The following is an 18,018-nucleotide window of genomic DNA, read 5'->3' as shown; positions in this document are numbered from 1 at the left end:
GATTGCCCTTACCCGGCCATCTATACTGAGTAGCCTGACATGTAGGATGACTCATTCACATGTCAGGCTCAACTCCCTTCTGTAAAAAAAGTTATTCGATGTGCAAACGTAGCATGGTGAGTGAGTGAGCCGGGAATGTATAAGAGTATGTAGAGTTCTCAATGTTCAGGCGTTGTTCATGGACCTGGACCGCATCTGGTTGTTCAAATGAATTGGTCGTGGTTGTTTCTGATGCATTGACTTCGTAGGCGACACCATGGGTAATTGTGGTTGGATCAGCAAATTGGATGGTGGTGGTATGGGCCTGCTCTAGATCTCGATTCACAACCGCAATGGCCAACTCATGTCCACTGGCATCGCAGGTGACGGTTGTATCCAGAACTTTAAAGGGTCCAAGGGATGCCACTGAATGCGCCCAGGCTGACTTATCTGTGTCCGCTGTCAATGTTAACTCTTTACAGTCAACATGTATATCCAGTGTAATCGCTTGCATTTGCTCTGCATAGAGGCGTAGGGGATGGTAGATAGTTTGCAGGAATAAGCCTTCCTGGCTGGTAAAAATAGGGGCGATGACATTCACCAGTTGGGCCAGATTGGCCATTTTTACTGTATCGCTATGCCGAATAAAGCTATTGAGGTAGGAGGAGACGGCCAGTGCATCGGAGAGATCGTATTGTTCCTCTAACGCACTTTCAGCACTGCGATGACGATACCAGACATTCCATTCATCGAAGGCTACATAAATAGGATGCTCGATCTTTTGATTAAAGCGCACACGCTCAATGGTGGTTCGGCAATTGTCTAGCGCAAAGTCAGAGAGTGCAGGCGCCAGTACATTGCTATAGTAATCCGTACTACCAGTATAGAGGTGGATACTATAATAATCGATGAAGGGAGCCAGGCCCTCGATCACCGTTTGATCCCATGCCGTCCAACCATTCTCGCCACAACCAACTAATTGAATACTGGGATCCGTCCATTTCATGACTTTGGCAAACTCACGCGCCTTTTTAACATAATCCTCGGCCGTGAGATGACCAATCTGCCAGTTGCCATAGACTTCATTGCCCAGGCCCCAGTATTTTACATTATAGGGTTCTGGATGTCCATTCTGGCGGCGTAGATTGGCCCAGTAGGTGTCTTCTGTACCATTACAGTACTCGACCCAGGATCGTGCTTCATCCATTGTGCCTGTACCCATATTCACACACAGGTAGGGCTCAATATGCATGACTTCACAGTAGCGCATAAATTCATCGGTGCCAAAGCGATTGCTCTCGACCGAGTGCCAGGCCAGTTCCATCTGGCGGGGGCGTTGCTCTACCGGACCAATGCCATCTGTCCAGCGATAACCACTGACGAAGTTTCCTCCGGGCCAACGTAAGACAGGTAGATGTAGCCCCTGTACAGCCTCCATGACATCTTTACGGAAACCATGCTCATCACTGAGAGGAGACCCTTCCTCATAGATACCACCATAGATACAGCGTCCCAGTTGTTCTATAAAGCCACCATAAATCTTAGGATCTACCGTACCCGAGCGACGAGATGCATCAATTTTGATCTGTGCCAATGCTCTCTCCTTGCGTTTTTTGTCACAACTCTGTCACAAATAGTAGGCGCGCAAGCATCTGCAGATGATTGGTTTTGCAACGTTGCAAACAACATAACATATAAATTTCTTGTTTGTCAATGCTACGCAGCAACTTGAGCTTAATTTCATTGACTGCATTTCAACCTCGATGATATAGTATGGATAACGTTGCAAAAGCATATGTCTGCATCAGAGCGCGTCAGACTCCCATGAAATGCGTGGTTCGCCTCTCGTTGTTTTTGCGCCTTTGGCGCTTCAAGGGTTTTAAATGTGCGGTGAAATTGTGCGCTTTGTGCACAATTTCGCCGCACATTTAAAAGAAGGATGGGCGCTTCAGCGCCAGAGTGTGGCTGGATTGCATCGGTACGCTTGAATTACATTACGATTTTGAAAGACGGAGATAGAAACCTTTGGCGGCAACACTCAAAGATGTGGCACTCAGGGCGGGAGTTTCAATACGTACCGTCTCTAATGTGGTGAATAATTATCCTTATGTTACGCCTGAGATGCGCGAGCGGGTCAAGGTGGTACTGGAAGAATTACATTACCAGCCGAATCTGTCAGCCAGGTACTTACGCAAAGGCAGTTCGGGCATTATCGCTTATGCTATTCCTGACCTGAGCAATGTCTACTTTTCTGAGATTGGCAATGCTATCACTGAGGCTGCCCGGCAACGTGCATATACGGTTCTGATCGATAGCACATCCGGCAGAGAGAGCGAGCGTCAGGTGGTACAGGGATTAACGCCCCATCTTATCGACGGTGTTATTTTGAGTCCTTTCGCCCTGGAACCTGAAGATCTGGCTCCCCGCGAGGGATCCATTCCCATCGTGTTGCTAGGCGATCGTATTTATGACGTGCCCTATGATCATGTCACATATGACAATGTCGCCACTGCACGGCTGGCCACGCAGCATATGATCAGCATTGGTCGCAGATATATTGCCGCACTGGGCGTGCAAGAGTCAGATTCGCATGAAACCGAGACCTCGCGCCTGCGTCTGCGAGGATATACAGAAGCATTGACAGAAGCGGGTATTTCTATCGATCCCCGACTCATTATCAGGGGTCTGCCCCTCTTTAATCGCGAGAATGGAGCCAGAGCCATCAGGCAACTCCTGGCACTTGATACACCACCCGATGGAGTCTTTTGTTTTAACGACCATCTGGCCTTAGGCGTCATTCGGGCCGTTCATGAAGCGGGTTATCGCGTGCCTGAAGATATTGCGGTTGTTGGTTTTGATGATATTGAGGATAGTCGCTATGCCATTCCTGCTTTGACCACTATTTCACCCGATAAAGATAAGATTGGTCAGCTCTCAACCGCCTTTTTACTTGGCCGTATTGATGGCACCCGTACCGGCCCACCTGAGCGTATCGAAGTTCCCTGTCAACTAATCATTCGTGAAAGCACTATCAGTAGACCGATCCGACTCCGCTCCTGAATAAGTTCAAGTTGACCAAAAAATGGCCAGAAGCTATTTGTTGATCACCTGATACAGCAATTGTTGATAAAATTCAGGATCCTTTACCGTATGTCCCGCTTTTTTACCAGCATCATCGCATTGGCGTAGGAAGAGCGCATCCGTAAACCAGAGACTATGGCGGAAGGCTACGATTTCGTCGGAAGACATGAGACCACCTTGATTGACCAGGGTCTTTTGCGAGACGGGAGAGAGTGTTGCCCAGTAATTGGTATCTACGGTGCAAATATAGCGTTTGGCCTCCGCATGGGCCCCAATCACCCATGCGATACGTTCGCTGAGTAGTGGACGTAGACTATGAGCTGCCCAGGCGGCATGATCGGAATCTTTGACGCGACCATCTCCCAGATCGTGTAACAGGCCGGCAATAATCATTTCACTGTCTGCTCCGCGCAAGCGTAATTCTTCTGCCGTTTGCAATTGATGCTGCCAGAGATCTATAATCTCTCCATCACTCATGCCTTGTTGCTCTTCAAGCGCGTGCCAGACCTCGTCGGCCGTGTGAAATGGTTCAATGAAATGCATCGATTTTAGGTGCCCTTCCTGGAAATAGTTGTTTTTGGCTGGGACCAGATAATTCTCCAGTAACCAGACGATAATTTTAGCAGACCCCTATACTACATCTCTTCAATTAAGCACATATTATGTAGAGATTAAAAATATTACCAGCCAGCACATTTCCTATAATAAGGAAGGATGGACCTTGAAATTATATATAGCTTGTTACATGAGTACTAGATTTTTGCTAGAATGTATCGTTATGATCTTCTCCTGTGGTTGCTTCACCAGCGATCAAGTTACGGGCAAGTTCTTCGGCGCTGATGGCTGGTATTTTGCGTAGTTCTCGTGGAATAAAATAGAAGACCAGACTGATCAAGAAGACGCCAATCAGCAAATAAATCCAGCCATCCCAGGCTCCTGCACCAAAATTAAAAAAGACCAGCAGGGCGCCACTGCAAAAGATTAGGCCAACCAGCATGATCAACACACGTATGATGATGTAGCTCCACCAGGGAATAGCACGGCCGTTGGCTTGCAAAAATAAACGTTGCCGTGCCGCCTGGCGATAGCGTTGTACCTCGGCATTGCCAGGGGCTTTATAGGCACGTGCAATCAGTACAATGCCTGCAATAACCAGCGCTAGAAAGCCGATCAGTAGTACATCATGCAGAAGTCCACCTGCTTGAGTAGGTAGCAATGAGCCAGGATTATCCAGGTACATAGATAGAAGTCCCAGCAGGCCCAGACCTCCAGTAATCAATAGCAGCAGTCCATAAATAGGATAATAGCGTCTGCGATGGAGCAATTGTTGACGATATTGTTCAAAGTCAGGATTTGGTGGTACAGACAAAATATCTCTTTCCCTCTTTTTATGAAACAGGTTTACAATCCTACAAATAATACAAGCGCCCATAGAGGGCGCAAGTATATCATATACTCATGATCGGTGATTTTGTTTATAGATAGGACAGGCTAATGCACGGCCTGAGCCTCCTCAACTTTATAGTGTGCGGCCCTCAGCGTACTCAGGATGGTTTCGCATTGGGCACGGTTACGCGTCTCGACTGTGATTACTGCCTCATGTTGCATGAACGGTATCTGACTGGAAACGCGCTGGTAATGGACATCTATAATGTTGACGCGCATAGACGCGATAATATTGAGCATATTGGCCAATTCGCCCGGACGGTCGGCCAGACTGGCGTGAATGGCGAAGTAACGGCTGGCACTTATCAGTCCATGTTCGGTGAAGCGACCCAGTAGATTGATATCGATATTGCCACCTGTGAGCGGGACCAGCACATGGCGATTTTTCAGTTCGATGGTACCATTCAGCAGCGCGGCAACACCGGCGGCTCCGGCTCCTTCTACCAGAATCTTATGGCGCTCCATTAAGAGCAGGGCCGCATCAATAATCTCTTCATCATTCACGACCACTACGTCATCAACTAATTGTTGAATAATCGGGAACGTGATTTTGCCAGGTTGTTTGATGGCGATACCATCGGCAATGGTCGCGATGGCTGGTAGCTTTAAGAGTTTGCCCGCATTCAGGGAAGCGCGCATACTGGCTGCCCCGGCGGCCTCTACGCCGATAATGCGGATTGAAGGTTTGAGTGCGTGAGCGGCAAGCGCGATACCTGAGATCAAGCCACCACCTCCAATGGGTACCACAATGGTATCAGCTTCCGGTAATTCGGTGAGCATTTCCAATCCCAACGTGGCCTGACCTGTGACAATATCAATATCATCGAAGGCTGGAATATAGATGGCTCCTAATTCCTGCTGTAACGTGAGCGCATGCTGGACCGCATCATCATACGTCGTACCCGAAAGAATCACATGGGCTCCCAGGCTTTGGGTTGCTGTGACCTTGGTCAGGGGCGCATTTTCGGGTACCACAATAGTACAGGGTACCTGCAACTGGGCTGCTGCGATGGCCACACCTTGAGCATGGTTGCCAGCTGAAGCGGTAATCACGCCAGCTTGACGCTGCTCTTCCGTAAGACGAGAAAGCTTATAGGTTGCTCCACGTACCTTGAAGGAGCCACCACGCTGCATCTGTTCAAATTTAAGATGGATCGAAGCCTGGGTGCGCTCACTTAGCACGCGTGAATACACCAATGGAGTATGTTCAATCAACGGCTTTAAAAATTGATTAGCCTGCCAGATATCTGCAAATGCCACAGGAGGATGAATATGCATATCCTCATGCTGTTTATCCACCTCAATGTGGAGATTATCTGTAGGTTCGATAATAGTTTTTGTCTTATCCTGTGCCATATAAATAAAAGTCCTCTCAGGAGAATTACATCCTGGTCTTATTTTATCAGATGGAGGCGCGCTTTGCTTGCTGATGCAAGAACGGAATACCCACCTGGCGGAAAGAAGGGAGATGGAATAGGATTGCTCTGGCGGGGGTCTATGGTTGTGACTTATAATCAAGGCAAAGCTATGAATGAAGAAGGGATCACTATACATAATATGCGACGGCAATATTCTCACACCTATACCGCCCGTTACGATGAGGGTGATTGTTATGGACATCTTACTCCAAGCGCTTTTTTACGTTATACGCAGGACATTGCAGCATTGGATGCTGAAGATATACAACTGCCCGGCGATGGCTATTGGATTATTAAGCGTACCGTTATTTCTTTTGCGGCTCCAGTCCAGATGCATACGCGGTTGGAGATGCAGACGTATGGCATGAGTTTTAGTCGTATTACCGCCCAGCGTGGCTATGAAGCCAGGATCGCTAGTAATGGTCAGGATGAGCCTGTGATTACTGCACGCTCACTCTGGGTGTATGTGGATAAGCGTGGTCGACCGACACGTCTTCCGGCTGGCACGGCGGAGATCTGGCTGCCCGACGGACCGCTTGCTGCGCAGCCTGAACCGGCCTTCCCCGTTTTTCCTGATAATGAGCCTGAAAGTGCTGCGGTGACGGTACGCTTTTCTGACGTTGATCTGATGCGCCACATGAATAATGCAGCCTATGTTGAAGCTTTGGATAATGCGGCCTGGGAAAGTTATGCCAGGGTGGGTCTGACTCCAGATAATGCCGTGCTGAATGCCTTGCAGTATGATATCGAATATCTGGATAGCGCTCTTTTGGGCGAGAAATTGACGATTAAAACCTGGCTTGAGAAAACTCCCGCACCCAGCGAAGCTTTTATTCGTTATCAGCAGATTCTGCGCGGCGATGTGGTTCTGGCTCGTGCCTGGTCACGCTGGTTCTGGCAGGAGGTTGATGCGCATCAAGACTGAAATAGCGTTTGATTTCATGGTATGCTAGTAAAATACTATTGCCTTTGCAGCTAGCCGGCTCTCTGTCCTATCCATTGTTACGCGCTTGATGATTATGGCACAACCAAACACCGTTGTTTGTATTTCGTTAATGCAGCACTGTTAAGTAAGGAGTCTGTGTTATGGCCATGGCTAAAAATCCACATATGCTTGACTATGAAGTCGAAAGGCGCCAGTTCCAGTTGCATGTTCCGGAGCACTTTAATTTTGCGGTGGATGTAATTGATAAATGGGCGCAGGACGCCGAGAAATTGGCGATGCTCTGGATTGGATCCCAGGGAGAAGAAAGATCGATTACTTTTCATGAGTTCGCGGAAAATTCTAGCCGGGCTGCGCAGATCTTTCTGCAGCAGGGTATCCAGAAAGGCGACCGTGTACTGGTCATGTTGCCGCGCCTGCCTGAATGGTGGGAATGTATCCTTGGTTTGATGAAAATCGGGGCTATTGCGATTCCCTGCACCACACTATTGACGCCTCAGGATATTCAATATCGGGCGGAAATTGCTGAGGTGCAGGGAATTATTATTGATAGCGAAGGGATGCATAAAGTTGACCAGATTCGTGAAAATTGTGCCACACTTCGGCATACTATTCTGGTCAATGATCAAAATGTAGCTACCGTTCAGTCATATTGGACCGACTATCGAGCAGCGCTTGCCACTGCAACTACAGAGTATGCTGCGGCCGAAATCAGTAGTGATGATCCATGTCTGATTTATTTTACTTCTGGTACCGTTGGCTATCCTAAGATGGTCCTTCATACCCATACCAGTTATCCACTTGGGCATACAATCACAGGCAAGTATTGGTTGGATCTGCATGAAGATGATCTGCATTGGAATGTGAGTGAGCTTGGTTGGGCGAAAGCAGCGTGGAGCAATCTGTTTGGACCATGGATTATGGGCGCCGCCATGTTTATTCAAGATGCGCGCGGCAAATTTAATCCTATTGAGACCATTGATATGCTGCATAAATATCCTATTTCCACCCTCTGTGCCCCGCCCACTATTTATCGGATGCTGGTATTGGATGAGCCCATGCGATATCTTAAGGCGCATCCACCGCTGGCATTGCGTCATTGTGTAGGGGCCGGCGAACCGCTGAATCCAGAGGTGATTCGTACCTGGGAACAAAATACGGGCCTGATGATTCGGGATGGCTATGGTCAGACCGAGACGGTGTTGTTATGTGCGAACTTTCCCTCTTTGACTATCAAGCCTGGTTCTATGGGCAAGCCATCACCGGGTTTTGATGTGAGTGTGATCGATGAGAATGCACAGGAATTGCCAGCGAATAAAGAAGGTGATATCGCTGTACGCATCAAGCCTGAACGACCAAAGTGGATGTTTAAAGAATACTGGCATAGTCCTGAGGCAACGGCCGACAGTATCCGTGGCGACTGGTATATTACTGGAGACCGCGCCTATAAAGATGAGGATGGCTATCTCTGGTTTGTGGGACGAGCGGATGACGTTATTATCTCCGCCGGTTATCGTATCGGACCCTTTGAGGTCGAGAGTGCTTTAAAAGAACATCCAGCGGTTGCGGAATCCGCTGTGGTGGCCAGTCCCGATGAGCTACGTGGTGAGATTGTCAAAGCATATGTGATTCTGGCCCCTGGTTATAGTGGCACGCCAGTTCTCGCCAGTGAATTACAAGAGCATGTCAAGCGTGTCACAGCGCCCTACAAGTATCCACGTGAGATTGAGTTTGTGGATACCGTGCCCAAGACCATCTCGGGAAAAATTCGGCGTATCGAATTACGTGAGCGGGAACGGCAAAAGAAAGCGCATTAGTGATAACCGGAGCATCGTGATCCGTCATAATTGCGACAAGAAGGTACATCCCTACGCTGGCTGCCATCCTTCTCCTGGGTATCCTCAAGAGTAAGAAGACTAGTAGCCTCTCAGAGATCATGTAATAGGAAAGCGGGGATGCAAGGGACCGCGAGCCCTTTGACTGGGGGATCGGGAGCACTGATCCCCGATCCTCCATGCCGCCCGTGTAGCGGGCGCACAACCCACCAAACGAACGTTGACAAAGTACTAGTCCTGCAACTTCTCCATAAAAATGAATCCTTACATTGATTTTACATTTGTAAGGATTTTTTTTGATTATTTTAGACTATCTTATGAATAGTGAAACAAACTCTAAAGTACTTGTAAGATCACCAGGAATGTTCAGAACTTTTCATAAAATGAGAAATGAAACGTTGTTTGATAAGAGATATCTGAAAATATACATAGAAAAATTCACAGGTACAGATTCGTGGATATAGAGACAGGAGAGAAAAGATTATGTATCAAGATCCTAAGGAATACCATTTAACACATTCTTATCCGCTATCTCGTTGGGGGCAGACTCCTTCAGGGTCTGTGCTTGAGTATCCGGATTCTAATACCGTAACGTCAGAGGGGGTACCTGTGCAAGCTACACAGTTTTCTAACAACTCTCAGCCTCCCAAGAGGCCGCAAGGTGTGCGTACTGGTGCCATCGTGATACTGACTCTGTTAGTACTACTGATCTTTAGCGTTGGCTTATATGCTGGCTGGCAATATGCGGGCAATGGAGTGGCTGTCCAGCCGACGCATACAAGTACGACTAGCACGACCACCACATCATCGTCGACCACATCAAACCTGGATTCGACCAATGTGCAGACGCAGCGCGAAATAACCATCGATAAAATTAAACCTTCAGTTGTAGAGCTGCAAGTGAAAACTGCTCAGGGTGAGGAGATTGGTTCCGGTGTCATTATCGATAGCAAGGGTGATATCGTTACCAATAATCATGTAGTAGATGGTGGACAGACAATTGATGCGGTTTTTAATGATGGTAAAACCCGTCCAGCCCAACTGGTAGGAACGGTAGCCGCGGATGATCTGGCGATTGTGCGGGTTCAGCCGTTTACGAATATGCAAATTGCCACAATTGGCGATTCCTCTAAACTTACTGTAGGACAGGCTGTGCTCGCAGTTGGTAATCCACTGGGCATTACCCAGACCGTTACCAGCGGTATTGTCAGCGCACTCAATCGTAGCATTAACGAATCGGCAAGCGTCACTATTGACAATGCCATTCAGACTGATGCAGCCATTAATCCCGGTAATAGTGGTGGTGCCTTAATCAACGAGCAAGGCGAACTGATCGGTATTCCAACCCTGACAGCAATTGATACCGAGACCAATACACCTGCTAACGGCGTTGGTTTTGCGATCCCTTCTAATACAGTCAAAACAGCATTGGCTCAGGTTCTTCAACAACCCAGTTAACAAAAGAGCATACAAACGGAAGGTACTTGCACTTAAGCAAGTACCTTCCGTTTGTATGCTCTTTTGTTATGCATGGCTGAGTTGCCGATTGATCTTTTTAATAATACCGGGCCCCTCATAAATAAAGCCGGTATAAAGTTGAATCAGACTGGCGCCAGCATCAAGTGTGCGCCTGGCATCATCGGGACCAAAGATGCCGCCCACACCAATAATTGGGAGTTTGCCATCCAGTTCTTTGTAGAGATAGCGGATAACTTCCAGGGAGCGCGTATGTAATGGTCGACCACTAAGGCCACCTGTTTCAGTGCTTTGTTGCTTTAGACCTGTACGAGACAGGGTGGTATTCGTGGCGATAATACCACTTACGTTGCGCTCAAGACAGACCGCTACCACATCGCTTATCTGTTCCTCGCTTAGATCTGGCGCGATTTTAACCAGTACCGCTTTGGCGCGACCACGGCCCGTTTGCTCGGCAATCTGCCGTGTTTCTTGTACGATCGCATGCATTAACTGATCTAACGGCTCTTTATCTTGTAGTTTACGCAGTCCTGGGGTATTTGGTGAACTTACATTGACGGTAAAGAAGTCGGCATAAGCATAGAGTTTACGCAGAGAATACAGATAATCCTCAATAGCCTCCTCGGGGGGCGTCACCTTGGATTTGCCGATACTCCAGCCAATGGGAATTTTCGGCTGAGGTTGCCGGGCCAGATGAGCCTGGATGGTATCGGCACCATCGTTAGGGAAGCCCATACGATTGATCATAGCCTGATCGTTTAATAAACGAAAGATACGCGGGCGCGGATTACCGGGCTGTGCATGGCGCGTGACGGTCCCTGCTTCAATAAAGCCAAAGCCAAGCGCGGCCAGTGCTGGTAGCGCAATCCCATTTTTGTCAAAGCCACCGGCTAGTCCTACTGGATTGGGGAAGTGGACGCCAAAGACATCTCGTTCCAACGCAGGCGATTTGTAGGCGTTGGTCGCTTCGATGATCTTGAGGAGAGCTTGATTATGCGAAATACGCGCCATCTGATCCATTAACCAGTGGTGGGAAATCTCTGGATCATTGGCGGAGGTCCGAAACATTGTGGGACGAATAATGGCTTTAAACAGCATTGACTTCCTATCTTTCAACCTTGTTAAGCAATAAAATACCTTTTCAAGTATAATGGTAATCCATGAATTTGGGAATAGACCCACTGCTTTAGCAGGGCTTTTTAATTTTCAGCCGGGAGTAACTATCAGGCAAATCATATACAGAGTATTTCTGGTGTGGTGTGTGTTCTGTGGGCGGCTGCGGCCGCCCACAGAACACACACCACACCAGACTCCGGCGCCGTAGGCGCCAGGAAGAGGAAAATTAAAAAGCCCTGCTGCTTTAGGATATGGTGAGGAGTCGGAGGTATATGTTAATTCGCAATGGTATCGCTGTACTGGCGAGTGGTCCGGTACGCCTGGATATTCGGACACGCGATGAGAGTGTGATAGAACTGGCGGAAAATCTGATCCCTGAACCTGATGAACAGGTGATCGAGGCTGAGGGCTTGTTGGTATTACCTGGATTTATCGATTCTCATGTGCATTTTCGTGATCCCGGTGGTCCACATAAAGAGGATTTCTTCAGTGGCACCCGCGCTGCCCTGGCCGGTGGGGTTACGACCGTACTTGATATGCCTAATACGCAGCCAGCAACTGATACACGAGAGCACTTGTATGAGAAAGCGGCCCTGCTTGCCAGCAAGGCGGTCGTAGATTATGGACTCTATTTTGGGGCAACCGATACCAATATCGAAGAGGCCGCCTCTCTGGCCAATGAAGTGGCTGCGATGAAGCTGTATATGGGCTCCTCAACTGGCTCACTGCTGGTCACGGAGTTCTCGCCAATCTATCGACACTTCAAGACCTTTCCTTTGGACAAGCCATTGGTGGTCCACGCTGAAGATGAACAATCCTTGAAATATTTTGGGGCGCTCGGCTCACAAGACCATAATCAGTCCAGGCCGCCGCTGAGCGCTCAGATCGCTTTGAGCCGTGCGCTCGCTATCGCAGAGAAGACTGGCCGCGTCTTGCATGTCGCCCATACTACTACAGAGAGAGAGATTGAATTGATCCTGGAGGCTCGCCAGAAGGGCGTGCGGGTCACCTTCGAAGTGACCCCACTGCATCTTTTCTTAAATGAAGAGGATCAGCATCGACTGGGCAATTTTGGCAAAGTCAATCCTCCCCTGCGTAGTGTCAGTGATCAAACTGCCCTCTGGCGTAATTTTGCCGCCATTGATACGATTGGCACCGATCATGCCCCCCATACTCGTGCCGAGAAAGAGCAGCCATACGCCCAGGCACCATCGGGTATACCAGGCGTCCAGACGCTGCTACCACTGCTATTCAATGCGACCATTGAGGGAAAAGTTACGTTAGCGGAAATTATCCAGCGTTGCGTGGTGAATCCTGCACGTATCTTTGGCCTGAAACGGAAAGGTGCCCTGGAAGTCGGCAAGGACGCGGATATCGTCTTGATTGATCCACGGCAAGCATATGAGATTACCGATCAGCAGATGCTCTCAAAGTGTGGCTGGACTCCATTCGCGGGCACACAGGTTAGCGGTAAAATCCAGCAGGTTTTTGTGCGTGGTGTCCTGGCCTATGCTCATGATACATGCCTGGCTCAACCCGGCAGTGGCAAACCTGTGTCCTATGAAGCCAGATAGATGAGCGGTAGAAGCCTATGCTATAAAGGCATGTAATGAGAAGGATGAAGTGATGGAATCGATTGTTGAAGCTGTATTTTGGCATGCGCAACAGGACCCGGAGCGTCCGGCGCTTTTTTTTGGGCCGCAGGTATTGAGTTATGGACAATTAGCAACAGATGTTACACGTTTCGCGGCCGCTTTGCAGTCATCTGGCATACAAGCAGGTGAGCGTGTGGCCTTATTTCTAGCAAATTCGCCAGCTTTTATTACGGCCTATCTGGGTACACAACTGGCCGGAGGAATTGTGGTGCTCATTAATACTCAGTATCGCAAGGTCGAATTGAGCCATATTCTCAATGATGCTGGTGTACGACTCTGTATTACCAGCGCCCCCGGAGCCGAAGAGATCCAGGTCCTGGCTGTGCCGACGCTAAAAATGTTGGTGCTAGTAGACGCCAGCCAGCCAACTTTCATGGCGGCTACCTATGAGTACACCTCTTTTGAGGATTTTGTGCAGCGTGGCGCCCAGACGGCTGAACTGTCAGAGTCGGCGAAGCTTGCTCAATCCTTGCCAATGCCACAATCCACTGATCCAGCAGTAATTGGCTATACTTCAGGTACTACAGGCCGCTCAAAAGGAGCGCTATTACTGCATAGCAACCTGCTGGCGAATAGTCGGGCCGTTACTAATGCGTGGCATTGGACTCAACAGGACCGTCTATTGTTGACTTTACCCCTGTTCCATACCCATGGCCTGATGGTTGGTGTCCATGGGACTTTGTTGATGGGGGCCAGCCTGATCTTAAAAGCTAAATTTGATGCCGTTGATGTGTTGTCCACCTTGCATAATGATGCTTCGATCACGCTCTTCTTTGGTGTGCCAACGATGTATTCTCGCTTACTGACCGAGGCTGAACATCAGGGGGCGCCCGAGCACGCGCTCCGACTCTATGTCTCTGGCTCGGCGCCGTTGAGTCCACAAGTATTTAAGGACTTCGAGCGCATCCTTGGACAAAGAATTCTGGAGCGCTATGGGATGACTGAGACGATTATGAATCTGACAAATCCCTATGAAGGAGAGCGCCGTCCAGGCACAGTCGGTTGGCCATTTCCGGGTCAGGAGGCACGTGTTGTTGATGTGCAATCCCGTCGTGTACTCCCTCCGGATGAGATTGGAGAGATAGAGGTGCGTGGTCCGCATGTATTTGCAGGCTACTGGCAGCGGCCAGAGGCGACCGCAGAAGTGCTGGCGGCTGATGGTTGGTTTAAAACTGGAGATCTCGGTTGGTATAGCCAGGACGGATATTATACTATCACTGGACGTGCTCGTGAACTGATTATCAGTGGTGGCTATAATATTTATCCACGTGAGATTGAAGATGTACTTGAACTTCATCCTGATATTGCAGAAGTAGCTGTGATTGGGATGCCGGATGCTGATATGGGTGAGCAAGTTGTGGCGGTAATTGTTGCCCAGGCAGGTTGTGTACCTGATCAAGCTTCTATCATCGCTTTCTGTCGTGAACAATTGGCCAGCTATAAAAAACCACGCAGAATTGTCGTGGTTGATCGCTTGCCGCGCAACGCCCTGGGGAAAGTGCAAAAGCATATCCTGGCAGCCCAATTGCCATCCTCATGATGCTTTTTATGAGCAATAGCCAGCTTTTACCTTTTTAAACTCATTCCAAATGATGTTATCCTGATCCAGACAGTCGCCAGGGAGATGAGTGAGGGTGCAATAGTGACAATGCCGACTAAGCGTGCGGCAGCGTTCACAAATATCTACCCTCCTCCTCTCCGTCCGCATGTTTTCTAAAACATGCACGGGAGTTTTTAAAAGTTTGTTTCTACTTCTACAGTAATAACATCGGCGAAACACATTCCTCAAGATTTTACTCCCTATTTACTTTCTTTATTTTTAATAAAACCCTTCTTCTAAGAACACGTAAGAAATGGTATAAGAGAATACAATAAGTACTATAATGTATTATGCTATGCGAACCGCTGCCAATAAATGATTTCAGTAACTATTCAGGACTGTTAGAGCACAAACGCCCTTGCTCTGCTTTGCATAGCAAAAGATTTTAGTGTGAGGTCGATACCGTAGGTATCGGCGGACCTGAGTAGTGACTAAATTGGTATCTTTGTTGTTACTCGAAGCAAATTCACCCTATGATTTGGCTATTCAATTAACGATATTTACCCATGTGTCACATTGTGTATAGAACGCCGTGTTGATGTATAGTAATTATTTTATGGCAGTTAATAAAGAGCTTTAACCAGATAGCCTATGCGATGAAGTAGCGATTGGGTCGGGAGAGAATTTTTACGTTCTCATAAAGATATGTGTTTTTTGTTTTTTAGAGAGGGTTATTAGAAGAATATGGTTCGTTGGCTTTACGTGCTTTTATTAGGTGTACCGGCCGCATATATTGCGGAATTTCTGCATGCTTCACCGCTGGTTATTTTTATTCTGGCTGCACTGGGTCTGATTCCCCTGGCTGGTTTAATTGGTGTTTCGACTGAGGCGTTAGCGGAACGTGTCGGACAAAGTGTGGGTGGTTTGCTCAATGCGACCTTTGGTAATGCGGCTGAAATTATTATTGGACTGGCTGCATTAGCGGCAGGATTACCAGAAGTCGTACGTGCGTCCCTATCAGGATCCATTATTGGAAACTCTTTGTTGGTACTGGGAATGTCGATGTTCTTTGGGGGCTGGAAATATCGTGAGCAGCGTTTTAGCGCACGGCAAACAGGTCAATATGCGTCGATGCTGACCCTGGCCGTAATTGGCATGGCTATTCCTTCGCTGTTGGCGACGGTGGGTGAAAGTACCCAACCGGGAGATAAAATTATTCAAGGAAACCAGTTGCATCAGATGAGCCTGGGAATCTCGGTGATTTTGTTGCTATGCTACGTAGCGTATATCGCTTATTCAGTCTTCGGGGTGCGTGCTGCTCAAGGGGACTTGGCAACAAAGGGCTCACATAAGGCGGATAGCAATAAAGATTCCGCCGGACATAGTTCTGATACACATAATGCTACTGTTGAGCGTATGTCCACAACTCCACATAACAATGATAAATCTTCAACTGAGGTAAAGAAACAAGATAAGGGTAGATTTGCTGGCTTGAGTCATCAATGGCACACCAATATCTGGTTTCCTATTGGCTTATTAGCTATTGCGACCGTGATTACCGCTTTTATGAGTGAACTACTGGTGGGTTCGATCGAGCCATTAACGAAGCAGATAGGATTGAATCCTTTCTTTGTGGGTTTGATTATCTTGCCAATCGTTGGAAATGCAGCAGAACATTTTTCGGCTGTTACATCAGCGAGACAGAACCACATGGAGATCTCGATGGCGATTACTGCTGGTTCTTCAATCCAGATTGCCTTGCTGGCCGCGCCACTACTCGTACTGGCAGGTGTGGTTATCGGGGTACCACTGGATCTGAATTTTTCCTTGTTAGAGGTAGCAATGTTTGCTCTGGTAGCAGGATTATACTCGATTATTAGCCTGGATGGTCGCTCTAACTGGCTTGAAGGACTGCTGTTGTGTGCCTTCTATTTAATCCTGGCAGTTGGAACGTTCTTTACTCCTGCCTAGTAATACAACTTATGGCTGTCTGTAAAAAGACAGCCATAAGTATAGCCGCAAGAAGTGTGTTGATCAGGAACGCTGTACTCTCAAAACGGACGCGATCTCAGAAAGCATATTTTGCTCTGGTGGTGAGATTTGTTCGCCTCCAAACAGGCCCAAAAATCCACCTTCGCGGCCGGCCGCCGCAACATTATAAGCCAGGGTATACACAAATTGCTTATATGCATTGGCGTCTTGAGGAGATACCTTTGCGAGTATATTTGTGACTTGTTGACAGTTAGACAGTGCGATATTGCGAGCTACATCCGGCTGCATCATCTGTCGTATATCCCCAACAGGACTTGGTCGGCCAGCACGAAAATCGTCAATTACCTGTGTCAACTGCTGTCCCAATTGCCCGATCATCGGAGTCACATTCCCCTGGTGTTGTAACGCCTGGACGCTTCTCCCGACTGCCATGGCCTCCTGGATGACGCCAATAATTCCCGATGGGGAAACGCTCATCATCGCCATACTGACTTGTAGTGGTGTTGCCAACAATGTTTGCCACTCTTGCTCTGTGAACGGATACCCCTCGGGCACTGTATACCTGGTAGTAGGAACGTTCTGCATCGTATTTCCCATCGGTGCTGCGGAGCGATCTGGCATGTTGCCCTGACGATAAGGATCTTGTTCAGGATTGTTCATGGCCCCTTGTCGGTAAGGATCTTGATCGTACTGGTTAGGGGGATTCCACTGATTTTGATTGGGATTGTTGTTCCGACCTTGATTAGGATTCTGCATGATTGTATCCTCTGGCCGTTCCCTGGCTGCGATTCGATCCAACTCTAGCTGTCAACTTTGTCCGTTTACCTATGTGGGATGCTTTATGTTTAACAGGCTTCCAGGTTACGCCTAGATCTTATGCTATTGCCTTCATCTTATGCAAACTCTTGCATGGAAAAAAGGGAATGAATGTCAGATAATTCTCATTGCACTATGCAAGGTAAAGGGAGGTGGCGAAGCGATTGTGTTACCTCCCTTTACCTTGCATAAATGGATTTGTAAGTTAGCTTTAACTCTTGGATGGAACATCCTGGTTGGTTGACCAGAGCGTCAGCAGAATAAGCACAACTTGCAACGGCATCCTGCAATAGTGGTAGTAGCGCTCCTTCGAGGGCTTGCTATGTTTGAAATACATGTATGCGTGATAGATATTGGCCGGTACAATTGCGACCAGGAGCGCCGCCAGACCCTGTGAGGCCCAGCGTCGATAGCGTGGGAAAAGCATACCATAGCCACCCAAAAGCTCGAAGATGCCAGTAATATACAGTGCCGCACGTCTGAAAGGTAGGAACGGCGGAATAATTTTAAGCTGGGTTTCCGCAGCCGTAAAGTGAAACGTAGAAGCAACGACAAAAGCCAGTCCTATTACTGTGCGTAGAATAGCTTTTATAGTGTACAAAGGTTTATAATGGGAGTTCATGACGACCTTCTTACTGAATAATGGTAATCCATTGATAACAAAAACCTTATGAGTCATCCCAGATTTTTGAAAAATCTAAAAATGAGTTCCACTCTTCTC

General features: G+C 48.1%; 14 protein-coding genes. 7 read left to right on the top strand and 7 right to left on the bottom strand.

Going from position 1 to position 18,018, the window contains the following annotated elements; translation table 11 throughout:
* Positions 1-91: 91 nt before the first annotated feature.
* The gene (locus EL633_RS27785) at positions 92-1,573 is read right to left on the bottom strand and encodes an alpha-N-arabinofuranosidase (RefSeq protein ID WP_126630495.1); all 1,482 of its coding nucleotides are present in this window, start codon (positions 1,571-1,573) and stop codon (positions 92-94) included.
* A gap of 431 nt (positions 1,574-2,004) precedes the next feature.
* On the opposite strand from EL633_RS27785, the gene EL633_RS27780 reads away from it, so the two are divergent.
* Positions 2,005-3,039 (top strand): LacI family DNA-binding transcriptional regulator, encoded by a 1,035-nt coding sequence (locus tag EL633_RS27780; protein ID WP_126630494.1) that lies wholly within the window; start codon positions 2,005-2,007, stop codon positions 3,037-3,039.
* Positions 3,040-3,072: 33 nt separating this feature from the next.
* On the opposite strand, the gene EL633_RS27775 is transcribed toward EL633_RS27780, so the two are convergent.
* The 3 genes from EL633_RS27775 to ilvA all read right to left on the bottom strand — a co-directional run bounded on the left by EL633_RS27775 (position 3,073) and on the right by ilvA (position 5,862).
* Positions 3,073-3,603: an HD domain-containing protein gene (locus EL633_RS27775; protein WP_126630493.1), complete on the bottom strand. Its 531-nt coding sequence runs from the start codon at positions 3,601-3,603 to the stop codon at positions 3,073-3,075.
* 220 nt (positions 3,604-3,823) lie between these two features.
* The gene (locus EL633_RS27770; RefSeq protein WP_126630492.1) at positions 3,824-4,429 is read right to left on the bottom strand and encodes a hypothetical protein; all 606 of its coding nucleotides are present in this window, start codon (positions 4,427-4,429) and stop codon (positions 3,824-3,826) included.
* A 122-nt stretch (positions 4,430-4,551) separates the two neighbouring features.
* Positions 4,552-5,862 carry a threonine ammonia-lyase gene (gene ilvA, locus EL633_RS27765; protein ID WP_126630491.1) on the bottom strand — a complete coding sequence of 437 codons (1,311 nt, stop codon included), beginning with the start codon at positions 5,860-5,862 and terminating at the stop codon, positions 4,552-4,554.
* Positions 5,863-6,009: 147 nt separating this feature from the next.
* Here ilvA and EL633_RS27760 point away from each other — a divergent pair, with 147 nt between their 5' ends.
* The 3 genes from EL633_RS27760 (at position 6,010) to EL633_RS27750 (ending at position 10,160) form a co-directional block, all read left to right on the top strand.
* Positions 6,010-6,849, top strand: coding sequence for an acyl-[acyl-carrier-protein] thioesterase (locus EL633_RS27760; protein ID WP_161982493.1), 840 nt, complete (start codon positions 6,010-6,012; stop codon positions 6,847-6,849).
* Between the two features lie 167 nt (positions 6,850-7,016).
* Complete coding sequence (locus EL633_RS27755; RefSeq protein WP_126631909.1) at positions 7,017-8,684, top strand: AMP-binding protein; 1,668 nt, start codon at positions 7,017-7,019, stop codon at positions 8,682-8,684.
* Between the two features lie 627 nt (positions 8,685-9,311).
* Complete coding sequence (locus EL633_RS27750; RefSeq protein WP_246039272.1) at positions 9,312-10,160, top strand: S1C family serine protease; 849 nt, start codon at positions 9,312-9,314, stop codon at positions 10,158-10,160.
* Between the two features lie 66 nt (positions 10,161-10,226).
* Here EL633_RS27750 and EL633_RS27745 read toward each other — a convergent pair whose 3' ends face one another.
* Entirely contained in the window at positions 10,227-11,276 is a 1,050-nt protein-coding gene (locus tag EL633_RS27745) for a quinone-dependent dihydroorotate dehydrogenase (protein ID WP_126630488.1), read from the bottom strand.
* Positions 11,277-11,566: 290 nt separating this feature from the next.
* On the opposite strand from EL633_RS27745, the gene EL633_RS27740 reads away from it, so the two are divergent.
* The 3 genes from EL633_RS27740 (at position 11,567) to cax (ending at position 16,460) form a co-directional block, all read left to right on the top strand.
* Positions 11,567-12,868: a dihydroorotase gene (locus EL633_RS27740; RefSeq protein ID WP_161982492.1), complete on the top strand. Its 1,302-nt coding sequence runs from the start codon at positions 11,567-11,569 to the stop codon at positions 12,866-12,868.
* Between the two features lie 52 nt (positions 12,869-12,920).
* Complete coding sequence (locus tag EL633_RS27735; protein WP_126630486.1) at positions 12,921-14,489, top strand: AMP-binding protein; 1,569 nt, start codon at positions 12,921-12,923, stop codon at positions 14,487-14,489.
* Positions 14,490-15,233: 744 nt separating this feature from the next.
* Positions 15,234-16,460 (top strand): calcium/proton exchanger, encoded by a 1,227-nt coding sequence (gene cax, locus EL633_RS27730; protein ID WP_126630485.1) that lies wholly within the window; start codon positions 15,234-15,236, stop codon positions 16,458-16,460.
* 63 nt (positions 16,461-16,523) lie between these two features.
* On the opposite strand, the gene EL633_RS27725 is transcribed toward cax, so the two are convergent.
* Positions 16,524-17,237: a hypothetical protein gene (locus EL633_RS27725; protein WP_126630484.1), complete on the bottom strand. Its 714-nt coding sequence runs from the start codon at positions 17,235-17,237 to the stop codon at positions 16,524-16,526.
* A gap of 271 nt (positions 17,238-17,508) precedes the next feature.
* Positions 17,509-17,919 carry a DoxX family protein gene (locus EL633_RS27720; protein WP_161982491.1) on the bottom strand — a complete coding sequence of 137 codons (411 nt, stop codon included), beginning with the start codon at positions 17,917-17,919 and terminating at the stop codon, positions 17,509-17,511.
* Positions 17,920-18,018 lie beyond the last annotated feature (99 nt).

The sequence above is a fragment of the Dictyobacter alpinus genome (assembly GCF_003967575.1).
Taxonomy (GTDB): domain Bacteria; phylum Chloroflexota; class Ktedonobacteria; order Ktedonobacterales; family Ktedonobacteraceae; genus Dictyobacter; species Dictyobacter alpinus.
The sequence above is the reverse complement of the archived record's forward strand: the minus strand, read 5'-3'. Positions and strand labels throughout refer to the sequence as shown.

Excerpts from the sequence above, each read along its gene's own strand:
- EL633_RS27775 (WP_126630493.1), bottom strand. The coding sequence starts at position 3,603 with ATGCATTTCATTGAACCATTTCACACGGCCGACGAGGTCTGGCACGCG.
- ilvA (WP_126630491.1), bottom strand. The coding sequence starts at position 5,862 with ATGGCACAGGATAAGACAAAAACTATTATCGAACCTACAGATAATCTC.
- EL633_RS27755 (WP_126631909.1), top strand. The coding sequence starts at position 7,017 with ATGGCTAAAAATCCACATATGCTTGACTATGAAGTCGAAAGGCGCCAG.
- EL633_RS27745 (WP_126630488.1), bottom strand. The coding sequence starts at position 11,276 with ATGCTGTTTAAAGCCATTATTCGTCCCACAATGTTTCGGACCTCCGCC.
- EL633_RS27740 (WP_161982492.1), top strand. The coding sequence starts at position 11,567 with ATGTTAATTCGCAATGGTATCGCTGTACTGGCGAGTGGTCCGGTACGC.
- EL633_RS27735 (WP_126630486.1), top strand. The coding sequence starts at position 12,921 with ATGGAATCGATTGTTGAAGCTGTATTTTGGCATGCGCAACAGGACCCG.
- cax (WP_126630485.1), top strand. The coding sequence starts at position 15,234 with ATGGTTCGTTGGCTTTACGTGCTTTTATTAGGTGTACCGGCCGCATAT.
- EL633_RS27725 (WP_126630484.1), bottom strand. The coding sequence starts at position 17,237 with ATGCAGAATCCTAATCAAGGTCGGAACAACAATCCCAATCAAAATCAG.
- EL633_RS27720 (WP_161982491.1), bottom strand. The coding sequence starts at position 17,919 with ATGAACTCCCATTATAAACCTTTGTACACTATAAAAGCTATTCTACGC.